Genomic DNA, 19,716 nt, shown 5'->3' with positions numbered 1-19,716 from the left:
TACAGTCATGCGTCATGTGTTTTCGACTCTTCTACTGGCTTTCTGCATGCTGGCTATGGGCGTATCAACAGCATACTCCCAGGCCGCAGCCGCGCCGCCGCCGGAAAAACTCTCGGAGTTGATGAAACTTCTGGATGACCCCGAAATCCGCAGCTGGGTTGCAGGTCAGCAGCAGGCGCAAGTGCAAACGCCCGCGTCCGTGCAAACCCAGGATATCGAGGATTTCGAAGCCCGCGTCCGAAGCCGCTTTGCGGCGTTGACGGCAGCCGTGCCGCTTATCCCGGGCGAAATTGCCGCGGCGACAACCCGCGTGAGAGCCGATGCCAGCAGCAGCGGCTTTGCGCCTCCCCTATTTCTGCTCGCCGCCATTGTTATCGTCGGGCTCGCAATCGAATGGATTTTCAAGCGGATCAGTCGTCGTGCGCATTTCGAAAGCGCCGTCGTCAACAAACTGTTGCTCGAAGCGGCACCGACCATCGTTTTCATCGTGACGGCTTCCATCATTTTTCTCGCCGTGCATTGGCCGCCGCTCGTGCGCCCCGTTGTGTTGTTTTCGCTTCTCGCAGTTTTCGTCTTTCGGATCGTTCTCGGCATCGGCAGACTGGCGCTGGCAACAGGTGCTTCAGGGGTGCCGGTTTATCGCCGGGTGATGCTGTTTACCGGCGTTCTTCTCTTCGGCATGGTTCTCTCGGCGCTCGGCCCCAAACTAGGGCTTGATCCGGACGTGCGGATCGCCATTTCGATCGTCATTTCCCTCATCCTGCTTGCAATCGCCATCTCGACGGTCTGGCGTCCCCAGAGCGATGAGAATGCTGCGAACCTGCGCCAGAAAATATTCAGGACGGTCGCTCTGGTTGCCCTGTGGCTGCTGTGGGTCTTCGATTTCCAGGGATTGTTCTGGCTGGGTATTTTCGCCGTGGTGCTGCCGCGCGTGCTGCCGGCCATCGATCGCATGACGCATGCTTTTGTCAAAAGCCGGTGGCAGGATGAGCCCGCCAACAGCCCCCGCGTGGTTTTGATCTCGCGCGGCGCCCGCGCCGTTGTGATCGGCTTGGCGGTCGCATGGCTCGCCTTCATCTGGCGCTACGACCCCAACGATCTCGTCGAGCGCAATGCAACGCTGGATACGATCGTCAGCGGGCTGTTCAAAAGCGTTGTCATCCTGCTTCTGGCCGATCTCTGCTGGGAGCTGGCCAAAAGCTTCATCGACCGCAAGCTGCAGAGCGCGGCCGCCGATCAGAACCTGCCTGCCGCCGAAATCGCTCGCAGCAGCCGTCTGCGTACGCTTTTGCCGATCTTTCGCAATGCCCTTGCTGCTTTGGTTCTCGTGACGACCGGACTGATGGTGCTCTCCGAATTGGGCGTTGCGATCGGCCCGCTGATCGCCGGCGCCGGCGTCTTCGGGGTCGCGATCGGTTTCGGCTCGCAAACCCTCGTTAAGGATATCGTCAGCGGTGTCTTCTACCTCATGGATGACGCCTTCCGCGTTGGCGAGTACATCCAGAGCGGCAGCTACAAAGGCACAGTCGAATCCTTCAGCCTGCGTTCGATCCGGTTGCGTCACCATCGCGGCCCGGTCTTCACCGTGCCTTTCGGCGAGCTTGGCGCGGTCCAGAACATGAGCCGCGACTGGGTCATCGACAAATTCCGCTTTAGGGTAAAATTCGACACCGATATGGAAAAGGCGCGCAAGCTCACCAAGAAGCTCGGTGTGGCCCTGATGGAAGATCCGGAATTCGGGCCGATGATCATCGAGCCGCTGAAGATGAAGGGCGTGGAACAGATCGGCGATTTCGGCATAGAAGTCAGCTTTGCCTTTGCCGCCAAACCCGGCACGCAGACCATGGTACGCCGCAAGGCTTACGCCATGATCCGCCAGGCCTTCAAGGAAAACGGCATCGAATTTGCCCAGCCGACCGTTCAGGTCGGTGGCGATGAAAAGGTTGATCCGGCCGTTGCGGCTGCCGCTCTTAGAAACCACCAGATGGCGACGGAAGCCGCGCAGCCACCCGCAGGCGGTGCATGAGGCAATGGAGAGCTGAAAGAAACCGCACCTGAGGGGGAGAGGACAAGGCACGAGAACTCCACATGACGAAAATGCAAGGGGAAGACGAGCGTGAGGGAGAGAGAGGTGACGGAGAGCAAGAGCACGGGCACGTCATTCGTTCGGCCGCTGCGCTTTCACCTCAGCATCATCATCGTTACCCTGCTCGTCGCAATCTCCATCCCCATCATCTGGCTCACCTATCAGCAGGGAAGCACATCTGCGCTGGAAGCCGGCGAGAAGCAGATGAAAGCGCTCGCCCGCCGCACGATCGATCGCTACGAAAGCGTGTTCAACAACGGCTATACCGCCATCAGCGCGACCTCCGTGCTGCAGCCGATGTTGTCTGCGCCGCCCGCGGAACTGAACGCGAAGCGCGAATTCATGCTGAAAGTGCTCCAGAGCTCCCCCACCATTGACGGCCTCTATCTCGGCTACCCGGACGGCAGCTTTATCCAGACAGTCAACATGGATGATAACCCCGCCTGGGCGGAGCGCCTTTCCGCGCCGCAAAACGCAGCGCTTGCCATGCGCACGGTCGTTCGCCAGTCGACCGGAACCCTGGCTTTCTGGGTATTCTACGATGCGAACAGCAACCCGATAGATCAAAGACGGATCGAGGATTCCGCCTATGATCCACGCCGACGCCCCTGGTACCGCGCCGCGCGGAGCGAAGCCGGGCCGGTTTCGGTGGGTCCTTACGCCACCGCGACAACGAACGCGCTCGCGCTTACCCTCGCCATGCCCATGCAGAAAAACCCCGAGGTTATTGTCGGCGTCGATGTGCTTCTGCAGACCGTCAGCAAGCTGCTTGCGAAGGATATGGTCTCCAGCAACGCACGCGGCTACGTTTTCGATGCCGAGAAAAACCTGATCGTGCATTCCGACCCCGGCGAGATGGAAAAACTGCTGACACTTCTCTCCACGCCCTCGAAAATCGCCAAGGATCTGGTGGCGATCCGGGATCCGGTTCTGGATGCGGTCAAACGTCTCGACTGGAGTTCGAGCTCGACGGACGGCAAGATCGTGCGCTATTCGATGAACGGCATCGACTATGTCGCGCAGATATCCGCGGTGTCTTTTTCCGGCATGATGCGCGGCAACACGATCGTCATCACCGCCCCGCTCAGCGATTTCACCGGTGAGAACGAAGCGCTGCTGCGAAAAACCCTGCTCGTTGCGCTTGCCTTTCTGGCCGCGGGAATATTGGCCGCCCTGCTGATTGCCCGGTTGATCAGCGACGCCCTGTTCTCACTTGCCGGCAACGCGCGGCGCATGGGCGATCTCGAATTCAGCGGATTCGAGAAGGTTCATTCGCGCGTGCTGGAAATCAACATGCTCAGCGCCTCGCTTGCTTCGGCCAGCGAAGCGATGAAATCCTTCGCGCTCTATGTGCCGCGCGAACTGGTGCGACGGATCATCGCGTCCGGGCAGGCCGTGGCCAGCAAGGCGACACGACAGGACGTCACCGTCTTGTTTACCGATATCAGGGATTTCACCACGATTTCCGAACAGCATTCCCCGGAGGAAATCGTCGATATGCTGAGCGTTTATTTCGAGCTGATGAACGAGACGGTCGAGGCGCATAATGGCGTGATCATACAGTATCTCGGGGATTCCATCTTCGGCATGTGGAATGCGCCGACGGTCGATCCCGATCATGTGGCCGATGGTTGTCGCTGCGCGTTGGCGCTCAAGACGCGGATCGACGATCTGAACCGGGAAAACCGCGCGGCAGGACGCCCCGAACTTGTCACCCGCTTCGGCCTCCACACCGGTCCCGCGGTGGTCGGCAGTGTCGGCGCCCATTCGCGGCGGCAGTACACGGCGATGGGCGATACGGTGAATGTCGCATCCCGTCTCGAAGGCATCAACAAGCAGTTCGGCACGACGATCATCGCCAGCGGCAACATCAAGGCGAAAGCGGGAGACGCTTTCGGCTTTCGCAGCCTCGGCGACGTGCAGGCAAAAGGCCGCATGGAGCCCATCGAAATCTACGAGCTTTTCGATCTCGACACCGCGCCAACGATATCACTCTCCCTCGATAAAACGGTGCGCGATACCCTGTGATCATCCAGAGATAACGATGGCCCGCGGAAGGCACCGTGTTATATCTCGGCGGCAAAACCATCGAACCGGAAGGTCCCATGTCCGATAGCAGCACGCTGCGTCCTATCCTGCGCATCCAGTTTCCCGGAGAGCACCGGCTTGGTCATGGCAAGATCGAACTGCTGGAACACATCAGGGCCACAGGCTCGATTTCAGCCGCAGGCCGGGCGATGGACATGTCCTACCGTCGGGCATGGCTGCTGATCGAGGAACTGAACGGCATGTTCCGCGAGGCCGTCGTATCCTCCCAGCGCGGCGGAAAGCAGGGCGGTGGCGCGCAGCTCACACCTTTCGGCGAAGAGCTCTTGAGCCGCTTTCGAACGATGGAAAAAAACACGCTCGCGGCAATCCGCCCGGATTTCGATTGGCTGGAAGCACATCGCAGCCCGCCCTCCGAGGACTGATCAGGGCCGCTCGAAGGAGACCGTCTTGATGATGGCATAGACCGGCATGCCGATCGAAAGTTCCAGCCGTTCGGCCGAAAAGCGGGTGATGCGCGACTGGATCATATCACCGCCGCAAGCGACCAGAACATCCACCGCATCGGCGCCACCGCCGGTCATGCCCGCGATTTTTCCCTCAAGAATATTAAGCGCACTGATACCTTCCGGCTTCTTCGTCGCCAGCATGACATCGCGCGCAGGGATATGAACACGCACCGGCTTACCGACCGCATGACGCCCCGGGATCAGCAATGTCGCACTCGTCAGTGCCACCGTCGTCAGCCCGCGAACCTCATCGACAGCCCGTATCGTGCCCTCCAGCAATGCCCCTGTTTCCCGCCGCTCGGCTGCAATCGACACAGAATTGTCGCCTAGAATATCCGCCGTGGTTCCGAAGGCCTTCACCCTGCCGGCCTCCATGACGACCACATGATCGGCAAGCCGCGCAACCTCCGCTACGGAATGGCTCACGTAGACGATCGGCACGCGTGTCTCGTCGCGCAACCGCTCCAGGTAGGGCAATATCTCCGCCTTGCGCTCGTCATCCAGCGCCGCAAGCGGCTCGTCCATCAACAGAAGCCGCGGGCTGGAAAGAAGTGCCCGGCCGATGGCGACCCGCTGTTTCTCGCCGCCGGAGAGATTGGACGGGCAGCGTTCGAGAAGCGTCTCGATACCGAGCAGATCGACAACCCGCGCAAAATCATCAGCCTGCGCTGCTTTCGGTGCGAACCATCGGCCGTATCCGAGGTTTTTACGCACCGTAAGATGCGGAAACAGCCGTGCTTCCTGAAAAACATAACCGAAACGCCGGCGATGGCAGGGCACAAAGCGGCGTTGAACCGTATCGACCAGCACATCGCCATCAAGGGAAACCTTGCCCTCATGCGGTGCCGTCAGCCCCGCTATGATGCGCAAGAGCGAGGTCTTTCCTGACCCCGAACGCCCGAACAGCGCGGTTACCACTCGCTCGGAGGTAAAGGACGCTTCCAGCGAGAACGCGCCCAGACGATGACGTGCGGAAACGATCAGGCTCATTCGACCTCGATCCTTCGCCCGACATGACGCGCCATAAACTCGGAAGCCAGCAGCGCTGCCATGGAAATGACGATGGCGACGATGGTGAGCCGCATCGCCCCGAGATCGCCGCCCGGGACCTGCGTAAAGGTGTAGATCGCCGCCGAAAGCGTTTGTGTTTCGCCGGGAATGTTGGAAACGAAGGTGATGGTCGCGCCGAACTCGCCCATCGCCTTGGCGAAAGACAGGATCATGCCGGCAATCACGCCCGGCAGGATCAGCGGCAGGGTGACGGTCGCAAACACCCAGAGCGGCGATGCGCCCAGCGTGCCGGCCGCCTCCTCCAGCTTGCGATCGACAGCCTCGATCGACAGCCGGATCGACCGCACCATCAGCGGAAAGCCCATGACGGCGCAGGCAAGCGCTGCCCCCGTCCAGCGGAAGGAGAGCACGATGCCGAACCAGTCCGCCAGAAACGAACCGACCGGACCGCGCCGACCGAACACCAGAAGCAGAAGAAAACCGGTGACGACCGGCGGCAGGATCAGCGGCAGATGCACAATGCCGTTCAGGAGCGACTTGCCCCAGAACCGTCCCCGCGCGAGCGCCATGGCAACGAGGATGCCGAAAGGCAGGCTGGCAATCATGGCAACGGTCGAAATCCGCAGGCTCAAATGGATCGCCGTCCATTCCTCATCGCTCAATGCCAGCCAGTCCAATGCGTTACCTCGTAAATGTAAGCCCCAATGCGATTACATCATCAGCGGAAGCGATCAGTCGAAAATTCGCCGCTTGTCCCTTCTCCCCGCCTGCGGGGAGAAGGTGGCCGACAGGCCGGATGAGGGGCCACTCCCATTCCGCTCAACCAAGGCCTGCCCCTCACCCTAGCCCTCTCCCCGCCCGCGGGGAGAGGGGACGACAGAGTATGCCGTCCTTTGTAAAGGCTATTTCAAGATCGTGAAGCCCTGCGCGGTGAAGAAGGCCGAGGCCTTGTCAGACTTCAGAAATTCGAGATAGGCAGCCGCATCGGCATTCTTGGATTCAGACAGAATGGCAACCGGATAGATGATCGTCGGATGGCTCTCTTCCGGGAAAGTACCGACAACGGCAACGCCCGGATCGGCAGCCGCATCCGTCTGGTAGACGATGCCATAGGGTGCTTCACCGCGCGAGACGAGCGCCAGTGCGGCACGAACGCTCTCAGCGCCGGCAACCTTGCCCTCGACCGAGGCCCAGACGCCAAGCTTTTCCAGCGCCGCCTTGCCGTACTTGCCGGCCGGAACGGAATCGACGGCACCCATGGCAAGCTTGCCATCGCCAACGAGACCGGCCAGATCAAAGCCTTCTTTGATCTCGACGGGCTTGGCCGCATCCTTCGGTGCAACGAGCACGATGCGGTTGCCGAGCAGGTTGGAGCGGGTATCGTCCTTGATCAGCTTCTTCTCGGCGACGTAATCCATCCAGGCGAGGTCGGCGGAGATGAAGAGGTCAGCCGGCGCGCCGGATTCGATCTGCTTGGCGAGCGCCGAAGACGCCGCATAGGAAACGGTCGTCTGCTTGGCGCTTTCCTTGGTGTATTCGGCATTGGCCGCATCGAGCGCATTCTTGAGGCTGGCGGCAGCAAAGACGGTGATCGCGTCATCGGCCATGGCCGGGCTGGCAATGGCGGTGAAGCCGGCAACGGCGACCGCGACGGCAACCTTCGTCAGCCTGCCGAACAGATTAGATATCATGGAATAGTCTCTCCGGTTTGATCGAGATATCCGCATGGATATAGCGAAGCGGAGGGGATGACTAGCGTTATGTTCAATGAAATACATTGCCAGGAAAAAGAAAGCCGCGCAACGAAGTGCGCGGCTCGCATCCCGGCTTAAACCCGCCTAACGGAACAGCTTTTCCACATACTCCCGCCCCAGCCCGACCTTGTCGTAATGGTCGCGACAGAGGGCGATATAGTTGTGCACGTCGAAGAAGCCATTCGGCTCGCCCTTGTCGTCGAGCCAGATCAGTGGCCCTTTGACCTGAAAGAACACCTTCATCGGCTGCTCGTGTTCATAGGCAACCAGCGTATGCCCCTCGCCCGGCGTTTCATAAACGAAATCGCCGGCCGTCGCTGTCCAGTCATGCTCCAGATAGCCCCACTTGCCGGAGATCGTGTAGGCAAAGACTTCGTGCGGATGGTAATGGCGGTTCACCAGCCCCGCCTTCTTGGCCATCAGGATATCACACCACTTGTTCTGCGTCGGGGAAATCCAGAGCGGCCGGGAAGAAACGGTCTCGGTGAAGGGCACGTAATAGCGCTCATCCTCCGTCGGCGCATTCTGCAGGTAGACCTCCGGCAGCGCATCGGGCTGGAAGACCTTGGTGATCGGCTGCAGGTCTTTCCAGAATTCGTTCTTGGCAAGTTCGGGCATGCGTTTCCTCCTCGTTATGCTCTGACGCGGACATCAAGCAATGCCAACGTCTTCTTCTCGTGGATATGGCGAAGCGCCTGCTCCAGCGCCGACGCAAGATCCTCGCCGCGGGTGACGGTCGCGGCATAGGCGCGGCTCGCCTCGGCGATTTTAGTAAAATCGGGAACCGGCGTCAGCGAGGTCAGCGGCACGCGGTTCGCCTTGGCCGCGTAACCATCCGGATAAAGCCCGACGACCGACTGGCGCACTGCCCCCCACTCGGCATTGTTGACGATCACGATGAGGATAGGCAGCACCATCGCCTCGGCAATCTGGTGGCAGGCGGCGGGGTTCGAAAAAATGTAGGAGCCATCCCCCATCGTCGCGACGACGAGACGGTTCCGATCCGCAAGCTGCATGCCGAGCGCCGCCGGAAACGACCAGCCGAGACCACCCGAATGCGGCTCCTGATACCAGGCGCGATGATGGGAGAGCGTCATCGGCGCCAGCAGGCAGCCAAGCTCTGACAGCACCGTCGCCTCGCGGCCGGCAATGGCGCGGGAAAGCGTCAGGCTCACCCATTCCTTGCTCATCGGCTCGCCGCAGCCGGCCTCCGCCTTGCGCAGCGTCTCCGCCCGCGCCACCCTGTTCGTCGCTGCAACCTCGCTCCGGCGGAAAGCCGCAGACGTCTTGCCGATCCCGTCCATCGCCGCCTTCAGCGCAATCACACCATCGGCGATATCGCAGGCAATCGTCACATCGGAGGGGAAATAGCGCACCGGAGAACGCGCAAACAACGGATCCTGCCCAAGCTGGATGACCTTGCAACCGTCCCGCAACGCATGAATATCCGGCGACCACGGCGCCAGCGCATCGATGACGAGGATAGCATCCGCCTTTGCCAAGAGCGGCTTCGGATCGGCTGCCGCGGCCATCGGATGATCAGTCGGGATAGCCAATTGCACCGCCCAATACTGGCAGACCGGAATACCCCATTGTTCCGCCAGTGCCGACAGGGCCGCAAAGCCTTCTGCCGATCCCGCCCCATGCTGCGCGAAGATCACCGGGTTTTCCGCACTCGACAGGATACGCGCTGCCTCAGCAATCGCCACCGGGTCCGGCACATGCACGGCCGGCGCCATGGTGGCGGGGCGATCGAGCCCCTCCACCGGGCATGGCTGGCACAGAACCTCGCGCGGCAGGCTCATATACACTGGCCCACGCGGCGTAGACCGGGCGATGGCGCTGGCGCGATCCACCATCGGCCCGACATGCTCGGGAAAGCGCAGTTCGTCATCCCATTTCACCGCTTCGCGCACGAGTGCCGCCTGATCGCGCATCTCCTGCCCCCAGCCGATCGGCACCGTGCGGGAGCCGAAGCGTCCCTTTTCCGTGACCGGCGTGCGGCCGGAAAACAGCAGCACCGGAATATGCTCGGTCGCGGCGTTGATCGCGCCGATGGCGCAATTGGCAAGGCCGACATTGGTGTGCGCCATGACAGCCTGCATCCGCCCCGTCGCCAGATAATAGCCGTGGGCCATGCCCATGGCGGCGCTCTCATGCGGAATGATCACCGTTTCCGGCAACGGCACCTGCTTGGCCTCAGCTTCCGCCAGACCTTCAATGATCGGCGGAAAATCCGTGCCGGAGTTGGCAAAGATATAGTCGATGCCCACAGCCTTCATCCGGGCAAGCAACGCGCCGCCGGCGGTCATCGTCTTCGTTTCGGATCGGCCATCCATGTGTTTTTCCTCCTTCATCAGCAGCTCATGCCGCCATCGACCATCAGCGTTGTGCCGGTGACGAAGCTCGATTGATCGGAGGCGAGATAAAGAACGGAGCGGGCAATCTCCTCCGGCTTGCCATGGCGCCCGAGCGGAATAAGCTGGTTGAAAAACTCCGTGCCATCGGCCCCGATCGCCTCACCCAGCCCCTGTTCCACCGCCAGCTGAAAGCCGTTATCGATCGGGCCGGGATGGACTGTGTTGACGCGGATACGGCGCGGCGCGAGCTCTTTGGCAAGGCAGCGCATCAGCCCCACCTGCGCATGTTTTGCGGTGATATAGGCATAGACCCCGGCATCCCCGCGCGTCGCGGCAACCGACGATGTGATGACGATGCTGCCGCCATCCCGCATGTGCGGCACCGCATATTTCGCGGCCAGAAACGCGCCGCGCACATGCACCGCCTGCACGGCATCGAAGATATCAAGCGGATAGTTCGCAATCGGCGCCACGGCGCCGAAATTGCCTGCATTGGAAAACAGCACGTCGATGGCGCCGAAGCGTTCCACCGCAAGGCGCACATAACGCTCAGTCTCCTCGGCAGACGAGACGTCCGCTGCGACTAGGATCACCTGTTCGCCCGGCAATCCACGGCTCGCCTCTTCCAGCGTCGCAAGCGACAGATCGACCAGCACGACACGCGCACCCTCTTCGATAAACATTCGCGCCGCCGCCAGTCCCAGACTGCCGGCACCACCGGTAATGACACAGACCTTGCCGGCAAGTGCCTGCATGCTTTCTCCTCCAGCTTGAATGATGACCCTCTCTCCACCACGAGGAGAGAGGGTTCCTGCAGGGAGCAGCCCGTGGCCAACGCCACCAGACCGCCCTCCCTCCCTGCAGTTATGGTTTGGTCCTTCTCGCCGCCTGCGCGGAGAAGGTGCCCGAAGGGCGGATGAGGGGCTGTGGCCCGACGTCCCCACAAGCCGAAGCAAAGCCCCTCACCCTAGCCCTCTCCCCGCTTGCGGGGAGAGGGGACGATCGTGCACTCCCTCTTCTCCCCAGCGGGGAGAAGTGCCGAGCCTGCGAGGCGATGAGGGGGTCTTCGCGGCAAGCTCAGAGCCAGCCGCCCCCTCATCCGGCCCTTCGGGCCACCTTCTCCCCGTCGGGGAGAAGGGACTACCTCAGATCGGATAGTGCAGATGACCGTCCTGAATGGTGATCCAGCGCAACTCGGTAAACTCCGCGATACCAGCCTTGCCACCGAAGCGGCCGTAGCCGGAATCCTTCACGCCACCGAAGGGCATCTGCGCCTCGTCATGCACGGTCGGCCCGTTGATGTGGCAAATGCCGGATTCGATACGGCGGGCAACCGCCATGGCACGGTTCACATCCCTGCCGAAAACGGCAGCCGACAGGCCATATTCTGTATCGTTGGCGACGCGAACCGCCTCATCCACCGAGCCGACGCGCACGACGGAAGCCACCGGACCAAAGCTTTCCTCGCCGTAGATCCGCATGGCCGGCGTCACCCGGTCGAGCAGCGTCGCATCGACGATCGTGCCGCTCGCGCCACCGCCGGCCGCCAGCACCGCGCCCTTGGCAACGGCGTCGCGCACCAAGGCATCGATCCGCTGCGCCGCCGTCGCATCGACCACCGAGCCGAGTGGCGTATCGCCCTTGCGCGGATCGCCGGCCTTCAGCGTCTTGACCTTGGTAGCCAGCGCCTCGACAAAGCGATCGGCGATCTTGTCATCCACGACGATACGCTCCGTCGACATGCAGATCTGTCCCTGGTTCATGTAAGCCCCGAAGGCAGCCGCCGCGACGGCCTCGTCGATCTCGGCATCATCCAGCACCACGAACGGCGCCTTACCGCCGAGTTCCAGCAGCGCCGGTTTCAGATAACGCCCCGCCGTCTCGGCGATGATGCGGCCGACACGGGTCGAGCCGGTGAAATTGACACGGCGGATGGCGGGGTGTGCAATCAACGCCTCGACAATCGCACCCGCATCTTCCGGCGCGTTGGAAACGGCATTCAGCACGCCTTCCGGCAGCCCCGCCTCATGCAGCGCATCGACGATCAGGCGATGGGTGCGCGGGCAGATTTCCGAGGTCTTCATGACGACCGTGTTGCCGCAGGCAAGCGGCGTCGCCAGCGACCGGACGCCGAGAATGACCGGCGCATTCCACGGCGCGACCGACAGCACCACACCCGCCGGCTGGCGCACCGCCATGGCAAGGCTGCCGGGACGATTGGACGGGATCACCTCGCCGGCGATCTGCGTCGTCAGCGATGCGGCCTCCCGCAGCATGTCGGCGGCGAGCCCGACATTGAACATCGCCCAGCCGGCCGTCGCGCCGGTTTCCGCCGCCATGGCTTCCACGAATTGCGGCGCCTTTTCCTGCAGCTTGTCGGCAGCGGCGAGCAGCAGCTTGCGGCGCGCGCCGGGACCGGTCGCAGCCCAGCCGGGAAATGCCTTGGCAGCGGCATTGGCTGCCTCGCGGGCATCCTCGACGGAGGCTGCCGCCACCGTGGATGCCACCTCGCCGGAAATCGGGTTCAGCCGTTCGAATGTCCGGCCATCGACCGCTTCGACTTCCGCATTGTTGATCTTCAATCCCAGCATGTTCATGGGTTTCTCCCGTTCATAAAATTCAGGCCGTGGCGCCGAGAAAGGCGCGCTGCACGGCGGCATCGTTCATCAGATCGCGGGCTGCTGCCTCGCCGGTGATCCGCCCGGCTTCGGCAAGATAGCCCCGATCCGCAATGGAAAGGCTCATTTTCACATTCTGCTCCACGACGAGAAGCGCAATGCCCCGCTCGCGAATGCGCCCGAGACTGCGGAACAGTTCGCCGACCACAACGGGTGCCAAGCCCAGGCTCGGCTCGTCCAGCATCAAGAGTTCCGGCTTCGACATCAGCGCCCGACCGATTGCCACCATCTGCTGCTCGCCGCCGGACATGGTGTTGACGAACTGCGCCCGCCGGTCCCTAAGCTTCGGAAAGAGCTCGTAGACGAAGGCCCGGCTGTCGGCCGCATGCGCCCGCGCCCGCTTGGCATAGGCGCCAAGCGCAAGGTTTTCATCGACCGTGAGATCGCCGAAGACACCGCGCCCTTCTGGCACGAGCGCAATGCCCGCCTCCAGAACGTCATGCGCCGCAAGCGCCTCGATCCGGCGACCATCGAAGGAACCGCTGTACCCGGCATCCGGCCGCGCTACCCGCGCGATGGATTTCAGAAGCGAGGATTTCCCCGCGCCATTGGCCCCGAGGATGACGACAGTTTCACCCTTGTTCACCCGAACCGAAACCCGGTTCAGCGCCACATGGCGACCGTAGTGCAGCGAGAGGTTTGCAACATCAAGCATGGCCGCCTCCGAGATAAGCCGTGACGACATCGGGATGCGACAGTGCCTTTTCCGTCGGTCCATCGGCAATCTTGCGACCGGCATTCATCACCACGCAGCGATCGCAAAGTGCCCTGACCGCATCCATCACATGCTCTACCAGCAGCACGGTAATCCCCCGCCCCTTCAAGGACTGGATCAGCTCGATGCCGGTGCGAAGCTCCGTCGGGTTCAAGCCCGCCAGCCACTCATCCAGCAGCAACAGTTCCGGCTCGGCGGCGAGCGCGCGGGCAAGCTCCATGCGCTTCTGGTCGATATAGGTCAGATCCTGCGCGCTCTGGTCGGCGCGATGGGCAAGGCCCACCTCCTCCAGCCGCGCCAAAGCCTCGGTCCGGGCGGCAGCACCCCAGAGTTTGCGGTGCCCGAAGGCGAGCGAGGCAATGACATTCTCCGCCACCGTCAGCGATGGCAATCCGCGCACCAACTGGAAGGTGCGGGCAACGCCCTTCAATGCGATACGGTTGGGCGAAAGCCCGGAAATCATTTCGTCGCTCAGCGCAATCGTTCCGCCGCTCGGCGGCAGATGGCCGGAGATCATGTTGAGCACCGTCGTCTTGCCGGAGCCGTTCGGCCCCAGCAGGGCAACGACCTCGCCACGGTTGACGGAGAAGGAAACGGCATCCACCGCCGTCAGCCCGCCGAAGCGCCGGGTCAGGCCGGAAATCGTCAGCAGGTCCGTCATTCCGCAACTCCCGGCACGGTTTTCACCTCATGCCTGCGCCAGCGCTTCCAGTTCTCCTCCGCAAAGGCGAGCACGCCGCGCGGCAGGATGAAGACGATGGCGATGAACAGCAGGCCAAGAATGATCGAATAATGGTTCGGGAAATTGGCCGACAGCCACTCGAACAGCAGGAACAGCGGCACTGCCCCCAGAAGCGGCCCCGTCAGCCGGTTCGCGCCTCCGAGCAACGCCATGATCAGCGTCAGGAACGAGACCGTCGGGTTGAAGGCAATCACCGGCTCGACATAGGTCCAGCGCGGCGCCTGGATCGCGCCGACAAGCGTGATGATCGTGGAACTCACAGCAAACAGCGCCAGCTTCACCCGGGCAACATTGATACCGCAATGGGCCGCCACGACTTCATCGTCACCGATGACCTTCAGCGCAAGGCCGATACGGCTGCGCCCCACGCCCCAGGAAATCGCAAAGGTGATCGCCGCGAGACCGAGCAACTGCCAGTAAATCCCCTCCGGCGTTACCGGCAGGAAGATATAGCGGCCGAGCGTGCCGGTCATGTTGACTTCATACCATGTCACCAGCTGACGGATCAGTTCGGCAAGCCCAAAGGTGAAGATCACGAAATAGACGCCGGCGAGCCTGAGCGTCGCGAAGCCCACGACACTGGCCACAAGAAGACCGATGGCAGCCGAGACAAGCAGCAGCAGCGGATAGGCCATGCTCTCGCTGAACACGGCCACCGTATAGGCGCCGATACCGAAGAAGGCGACGGTCGCCAGCGACACATAGCGGGTCGGGCCGGAAAACAGCGCCCAGGCGGTCGCAAGCGTGACATAGCCGAGCATGCCGATCATCAGCGTCAGGCCATAAGGGCTGGCAAAGACAGGCAGGAAAGCAAGCGCCGCGACGATGACAACGAACAGCGCGACCTGCAGGGAAAGAACGCTCTTCATCGCGAAGCCCTCCCGAACAGGCCGGCAGGACGCCAGAGCAGGATAGCGAGGAAGATGCCGTAGGTGGCAGCCAGCGTCAGGCCCGGATCGATATAGGTAGCGACGAAGGTCTCGACGAGGCCAAGGATTAACCCTGCGGACAGCGCACCGAGGATGTTGCCGACCCCGCCCATGATCACGACGATCAGCGCCTTCATGGTGAAGACCACGCCGGAGGTTGCGGTAAAGGTCTGGTACATGGAGATAACGACCCCGCCGGCCGCAGCCAGCGCCCCGCCGAGCGCAAAGGCCATGCGCGCAGCCTTGTCGACATTGATGCCGACCAGCGGCGCAGACGCCGGCGCAACGGCAACGGCCCGAAGCGCCGTGCCCCAGAGCGTGCGCGTCAGCAGCATATAGAGCCCACCGCCGAGCACGAGCGCCATCACTAGCGCCAGCAACCGGTTGGCCGCGATATTGGTGCCGAAAACATCGACCGCGACGTTTAGATAATTGTAGCTGGTGAAATTCGCGCCAAAGATGACGAGCAGCACGCCCTGAATAACGAAGAGCAGGCCGAAAGTGGCGAGAATGGAATCGATCTCCAGGCTCGCCTTGTCCTTTGCGCGCGCCACCAGCGGCCGCATCATCACGCCATAAACGACATAGCCGAGCAGAAAGCCGGCAGGCGCTGCAATCAGCAGCCCGACGACCGGATTGATGCCGGCGTCGGCGTAAAGCACATAGGCCAGAAAGGCTGCCGAAATGATCATCTCGCCATAGGCAAGGTTCATGATGCGCGCGATGCCGTATTGGAGCGTCAGCCCCATGGCGACGAGCGCATAGGTTCCGCCGAGCACCAGCCCGGACAAAAGGGCCGTGACGAGCATCGGCCTCCTCCTTATGTCATATGCAAATCAGCAGGACCGCGCCACGTCCGCCTTGCGGCGCGGCCCTGCGGCTTGGAGCAGGAGCATCTTCGAGTCCGGGCCGTCCCCTCTCCCCGCATGCGGGGAGAGGGCTAGGGTGAGGGGCAAAACTCTCATCCTTGAGAATGCCGAGGCTTCCGCCCCTCATCCGCCCTTCGGGCACCTTCTCCCCGCAGGCGGGGAGAATGGAAAGATGCTTCGGCTCACTTCGTCCAGGCCTGACGCGGCAGCACGATCTTGCTCGCACCGTCACGATCCGAGGGAGCGACCCCCACGAACTGGCCATTCTGCCACTGACCCGTCCACCAGAGTTTGCGCAGCTGGTTTTCTTCCAGCTTCGTTTCACCCAGCACGGTCTGGAAAGTGCCGGTCGAAAGCTCGGCCGAAACCGCCTCGCGGTCGAGACCCTTGCGCTTGATCGCCTCCTGCAGCATCTGCAGGCTGGCATAGGTGATCACACTACCCCAATAATCCGGCGCGACACCCGTCACTTCCTCGTGGCGCTTGCGATAGGCGGCATTTTCCTGATTATTCGGATCGATGCCGCCGAGGCTCATGATGCCGGTGGCATTGTCGCCATTGTTCTTGCCGTAAATCGGGAAGCCCGTGCCAACACCGAGATAAAGCACCTTCGGATTGAAATTGGCGACCTGCGACTGCTGGGTCAGCGCAAACGTATCCGGCGGATAGGAGAAGGCAACGAATGTATCGGCGCCGCTGGCGCTCGCCTCATTGATCATCGGCGAAAAGTCCGAAGTACCGACCGGATAGGTCTTGTCGTAGACAAGCTCGATACCGGCTTCCTCGAAAGCCGGACGAGCGGCCGTCACGAGATCGATGCCGAAGCCATCGGCAACGGAAATCATCGCAACCTTGTTGTTGATCGTGCCCGCTTTGCTGGCGTCGGCAAGGATCGCGGCAAGCGCCTTGGCATAATCATGCCCGCCGCCCAGCATCCAGTAACTCTTCTTCCAGCGCTGAACGAAATCAGGCGCCTTATCGGTGACGGCGGAAACGGCGAGCTGCGGATAACCATAGCGATCAAACAGTGGCGCGACGGCGAGATTGAAGCCGGTGCCCCAGGGTGCAAGGATAAAATCGACCTGATCCTGCGTCGCCAGGCGCTCGACCGCGCGCACCACCTCTTCAGACGACGAACGATCATCATACTCGATCACTTCGATCGGCAGCTTCTTGCCATCAGGCATTTCCAGCCCGCCGGCATCGTTCACATCCTTCACCCAGAGCTGGTAGTTGGGAAGCGTGGTGATGCCCGCGCCGCCGGCATTCGGGCCGGTTTTGGAAATGGCATAGCCGAAGCGCACCGAGGTCTTGTCCTGCGCAAGGGCAAATGTGCCAAGGTCGGTGACAGCCAGTGCCAGCACAGCCGCCGTCGTTCGCAGGACGTGCCTGCGTTGAAAAGTCTTCACGGATTATCCTCCCGCAATGGCCCGCTCCCACGGACCGTTTGTCACCCGAAACTACCAGCCATTCTCCTCCAGCAGGTCACATCAGGCTTTGACGACGGGAACGATACGCGCGCTTTAGAAGGGAATGAATAGACTTTTACAGGAGAAATTTGTACTTTTCACGGATTGAACTTTAAACGCTTTGCGTTCGAACCCGCTTACACAACAAAGACGAATCTGCACGAAAATCGGAAAATCCATGGCGAACAGCAACTTCCCGCAACTGCACACGAGCGGATCCCACGCTTCCCAGCAAAACGTCGCACCTTTCGCGGAAGCCCGGCTGTTTCAGGGGGCGCTGTCCCGGTCGGCGTGGACTTTTCGCGGCACGCGCAACCGCGTCTTCATTATCCTTTCCGGCAGCGGCCAGATCCGTCTTGGCACGCGCGAACTGCCGCTTACCGCCCCTTCCCTCGTCTGGGCGCCTGCGGGTGAAACGGGCTCGATCATCTTCGACGCCGGCGCGGAGGGGGCGGCCCTCGCAGTGCCGGATGTTCTGCTCGGATCCTCCATGCCGACAGGCGCCGTCTTCGCCCCCGTGCGCGACGTGATCTCCCAGCCGATCCTCGGCGCCCCGATACCTCTCGCGGAGGCGCGCAAGCTCAGCGGCACCATCGCCACGATCGAGCAGGAGCTGAAGGCTGCCCAGCCCGGCGCGCAGGAGGTCGTGCGCCACCACCTCGCGCTGCTGTTGATCGCCATCTGGCGCATCGCAACACCCGTTACCCTCAAGTCGCAACCCTCGCCGCGAACCATCGTGCGGGGCTTCGTCCATCTAGTGGAACTGCACAACCGCGAGCACTGGACCATCGAGCATTACGCTGAAACCCTCGGCGTCACCGCCGACCGCCTGAACACGGCCGTCCGCCGCACTACCGGCCGCACGCCGATGGAGCTGATCCACGCCCGCCTGATCCAGGAGGCAACGACCTTGCTCGATAGTTCGACCTTACAAATCTCGGAAGCGGCCGAAGCCCTGGGCTTCAAGGATGCCGCCTATTTCAGTCGCTTCTTCAAGCGCATGTCTGGCGTCTCGCCCCGCGCCTACCGGCAGGGCATCGCGCTGAAGCAGGTGCGTTCCGAAACAAGCTACGCCGCCTGGCCTTAAAGCATGTTTCGCAAAAGTGTGCCGCAGTTTTGCGAAAAGACAGACGTAAAAACAAAGACTTAAAGCGAGAAAGCGAATCTGAAAGATCGCGATAAGCTTTCGCAGCGATAGTGCAGACGTCAGACGTAAGATGCAGCCTGATCAAGTCGTTCGGCTTCCAGAACCTGCGCGATATCCAATGGCGTGAAGACATCCACCGGCTCGCCGACACCCTTCAAAGGGAAACTCCCGAGGCTTTCCAGCGCAACCTGATCCTTGACCATTTCCGAGAAAGCCGCAGACAACAAAACCGGCCGGCCGGTCTCTTTGGTCAAACTCTCAAGCCGGGAGGCGACGTTTACTGCAGGGCCGATCACGGTAAAATCAAGCCGCTTGCGCGAGCCGATATTGCCATACATCACATCGCCCACATGCACGCCGACGCCGTAGTTCAGCAAGGGCCTGCCGCGCTTGACGTTCTCGGCGTTCAGCGTCTCCATCGCCGTCTGCGATTCCGCGATCGCCCGCAACAGGTCGATACCGGCATTCGGGTTGCTGAGCGGGAAGATCGCGAGCAGCCCGTCGCCCATGAACTTCAGGATCTCACCACCATGGGCTTCGACAGGATCGGACATCGCGTCGAAATAGGCGTTCAAGAGATCAATCACGTCGTCGCGCGGCCAGAGGTCGGAAATCGCGGTAAAGCCACGCAGATCGCAGATCAGAATGGCGGCTTCGATGGTGACGCCGCTGCCGCGCGTCGTCGCGCCTGCCAGGATCTGCTCGCTGGCATGCGGGCCGACATAGGTGCGCAGGAATGTGCGCGCGAGAATGTTCTTCAGCCGTATTTCCGTCACCAGCGTCAGCGCTGGCGTCAGATCCTTCAGGAAAAGGATATCGTCATCTGAAAACCCGCCCGGCCTGTCGCAGGCAAAGGTCATGACATGCTTCTTTCCGAAGGTATGGTCCATCGGCCAGGCGATGTAATCCGTAAACCCGTCACGGCTCAGTTCGACGTAAAGCGGATAGGCATGACCGCTTTCGGCGATGCCTTCGAGATTCTGGCGGACCTCCGGCGTCCCGCTCAGAATTTCGTTTGCCGGGCTGTTCTGGAATTGTGACGTGGATTCGACGCCATAGCCGAAGAAACTGATCTTCGCCTCTTCCATTCCCGTGCGCCAGAGGATGCGCGCGCCGAGCCATTCCGGGTGATGCGTGCGAAAATGCAGCGTCGCGCGCCCGACAGGCACACCGGCCTCTCGAAGCCGGGTGCACATCTCGACAAGAATATTGTCGATGAAGCGCTCGTCTCGCGTGCCCTGCACCAGCCAGTCGAGAATTGCCCGCCGCCGCGACGGCCAATGACCTTCTGCCCCCCATTGCGAGGTTGAGCCTGTATCCATCGTCATGAAGCCTCTGACTGTGCAGTGCCGGGCGCAGCTGGTGGACGGTAAGCGCCAAGCAGGCCCGGATCCGTGAAAC

17 protein-coding genes are annotated in these 19,716 nt (G+C 61.8%); 4 read left to right on the top strand and 13 right to left on the bottom strand.

The annotated features are described in order from the left end of the window. The first annotated feature begins 7 nt into the window (after window positions 1-7). The 3 genes from BLX89_RS04655 (at window position 8) to BLX89_RS04645 (ending at window position 4,557) form a co-directional block, all read left to right on the top strand. The gene (locus BLX89_RS04655; RefSeq protein WP_075289485.1) at window positions 8-2,026 is read left to right on the top strand and encodes a mechanosensitive ion channel family protein; all 2,019 of its coding nucleotides are present in this window, start codon (window positions 8-10) and stop codon (window positions 2,024-2,026) included. 105 nt (window positions 2,027-2,131) lie between these two features. Next, a complete protein-coding gene (locus tag BLX89_RS04650; RefSeq protein WP_075289484.1) occupies window positions 2,132-4,114 on the top strand; it encodes an adenylate/guanylate cyclase domain-containing protein in 1,983 nt (660 codons plus the stop codon). Window positions 4,115-4,191: 77 nt separating this feature from the next. After that, window positions 4,192-4,557, top strand: coding sequence for a winged helix-turn-helix domain-containing protein (locus BLX89_RS04645; protein WP_075289832.1), 366 nt, complete (start codon window positions 4,192-4,194; stop codon window positions 4,555-4,557). On the opposite strand, the gene modC is transcribed toward BLX89_RS04645, so the two are convergent. From modC to BLX89_RS04585, 12 genes are all read right to left on the bottom strand, one after another. Further along, window positions 4,558-5,631 carry a molybdenum ABC transporter ATP-binding protein gene (modC, locus tag BLX89_RS04640; RefSeq protein WP_075289483.1) on the bottom strand — a complete coding sequence of 358 codons (1,074 nt, stop codon included), beginning with the start codon at window positions 5,629-5,631 and terminating at the stop codon, window positions 4,558-4,560. Then, window positions 5,628-6,329, bottom strand: a complete 702-nt coding sequence (gene modB / locus BLX89_RS04635; RefSeq protein WP_075289482.1) for a molybdate ABC transporter permease subunit — start codon at window positions 6,327-6,329, stop codon at window positions 5,628-5,630. The genes modC and modB overlap by 4 nt, the downstream gene beginning before the upstream one ends. Before the next feature lie 225 nt (window positions 6,330-6,554). Continuing rightward, complete coding sequence (gene modA / locus BLX89_RS04630) at window positions 6,555-7,343, bottom strand: molybdate ABC transporter substrate-binding protein (protein WP_075289481.1); 789 nt, start codon at window positions 7,341-7,343, stop codon at window positions 6,555-6,557. 147 nt (window positions 7,344-7,490) lie between these two features. Further along, complete coding sequence (locus BLX89_RS04625; RefSeq protein WP_075289480.1) at window positions 7,491-8,024, bottom strand: 2,4'-dihydroxyacetophenone dioxygenase family protein; 534 nt, start codon at window positions 8,022-8,024, stop codon at window positions 7,491-7,493. Window positions 8,025-8,038: 14 nt separating this feature from the next. Further along, entirely contained in the window at window positions 8,039-9,745 is a 1,707-nt protein-coding gene (locus tag BLX89_RS04620) for a thiamine pyrophosphate-requiring protein (protein ID WP_245292754.1), read from the bottom strand. 17 nt (window positions 9,746-9,762) lie between these two features. Next, window positions 9,763-10,521, bottom strand: a complete 759-nt coding sequence (locus BLX89_RS04615) for an SDR family NAD(P)-dependent oxidoreductase (protein ID WP_075289478.1) — start codon at window positions 10,519-10,521, stop codon at window positions 9,763-9,765. 390 nt (window positions 10,522-10,911) lie between these two features. Next, entirely contained in the window at window positions 10,912-12,363 is a 1,452-nt protein-coding gene (locus BLX89_RS04610) for an aldehyde dehydrogenase (protein ID WP_075289477.1), read from the bottom strand. Window positions 12,364-12,385: 22 nt separating this feature from the next. Then, window positions 12,386-13,099, bottom strand: a complete 714-nt coding sequence (locus tag BLX89_RS04605) for an ABC transporter ATP-binding protein (RefSeq protein WP_075289476.1) — start codon at window positions 13,097-13,099, stop codon at window positions 12,386-12,388. Beyond that, window positions 13,092-13,820 (bottom strand): ABC transporter ATP-binding protein, encoded by a 729-nt coding sequence (locus BLX89_RS04600; protein WP_075289475.1) that lies wholly within the window; start codon window positions 13,818-13,820, stop codon window positions 13,092-13,094. The genes BLX89_RS04605 and BLX89_RS04600 overlap by 8 nt, the downstream gene beginning before the upstream one ends. After that, the gene (locus tag BLX89_RS04595) at window positions 13,817-14,770 is read right to left on the bottom strand and encodes a branched-chain amino acid ABC transporter permease (protein WP_075289474.1); all 954 of its coding nucleotides are present in this window, start codon (window positions 14,768-14,770) and stop codon (window positions 13,817-13,819) included. Before BLX89_RS04595 ends, BLX89_RS04600 begins: the two co-directional genes overlap by 4 nt. Further along, on the bottom strand, window positions 14,767-15,639 hold the full coding sequence (locus tag BLX89_RS04590) for a branched-chain amino acid ABC transporter permease (RefSeq protein WP_075289473.1): 873 nt from the start codon (window positions 15,637-15,639) through the stop codon (window positions 14,767-14,769). The genes BLX89_RS04595 and BLX89_RS04590 overlap by 4 nt, the downstream gene beginning before the upstream one ends. Before the next feature lie 242 nt (window positions 15,640-15,881). After that, entirely contained in the window at window positions 15,882-17,108 is a 1,227-nt protein-coding gene (locus tag BLX89_RS04585; protein ID WP_075289472.1) for an amino acid ABC transporter substrate-binding protein, read from the bottom strand. A gap of 238 nt (window positions 17,109-17,346) precedes the next feature. Between BLX89_RS04585 and BLX89_RS04580 the strand changes: the two genes are divergently transcribed. Then, a complete protein-coding gene (locus BLX89_RS04580; protein WP_083637331.1) occupies window positions 17,347-18,255 on the top strand; it encodes a helix-turn-helix domain-containing protein in 909 nt (302 codons plus the stop codon). 119 nt (window positions 18,256-18,374) lie between these two features. Here the strand turns inward: BLX89_RS04580 and BLX89_RS04575 are convergent, their stop codons facing one another. Then, window positions 18,375-19,643 (bottom strand): adenylate/guanylate cyclase domain-containing protein, encoded by a 1,269-nt coding sequence (locus BLX89_RS04575; RefSeq protein WP_075289471.1) that lies wholly within the window; start codon window positions 19,641-19,643, stop codon window positions 18,375-18,377. Window positions 19,644-19,716 lie beyond the last annotated feature (73 nt).

The sequence above is a fragment of the Pararhizobium arenae genome, assembly GCF_001931685.1.
In the GTDB taxonomy this organism is placed as follows: domain Bacteria; phylum Pseudomonadota; class Alphaproteobacteria; order Rhizobiales; family Rhizobiaceae; genus Pararhizobium; species Pararhizobium arenae.
This window is presented reverse-complemented; position numbering and strand designations above follow the sequence as displayed.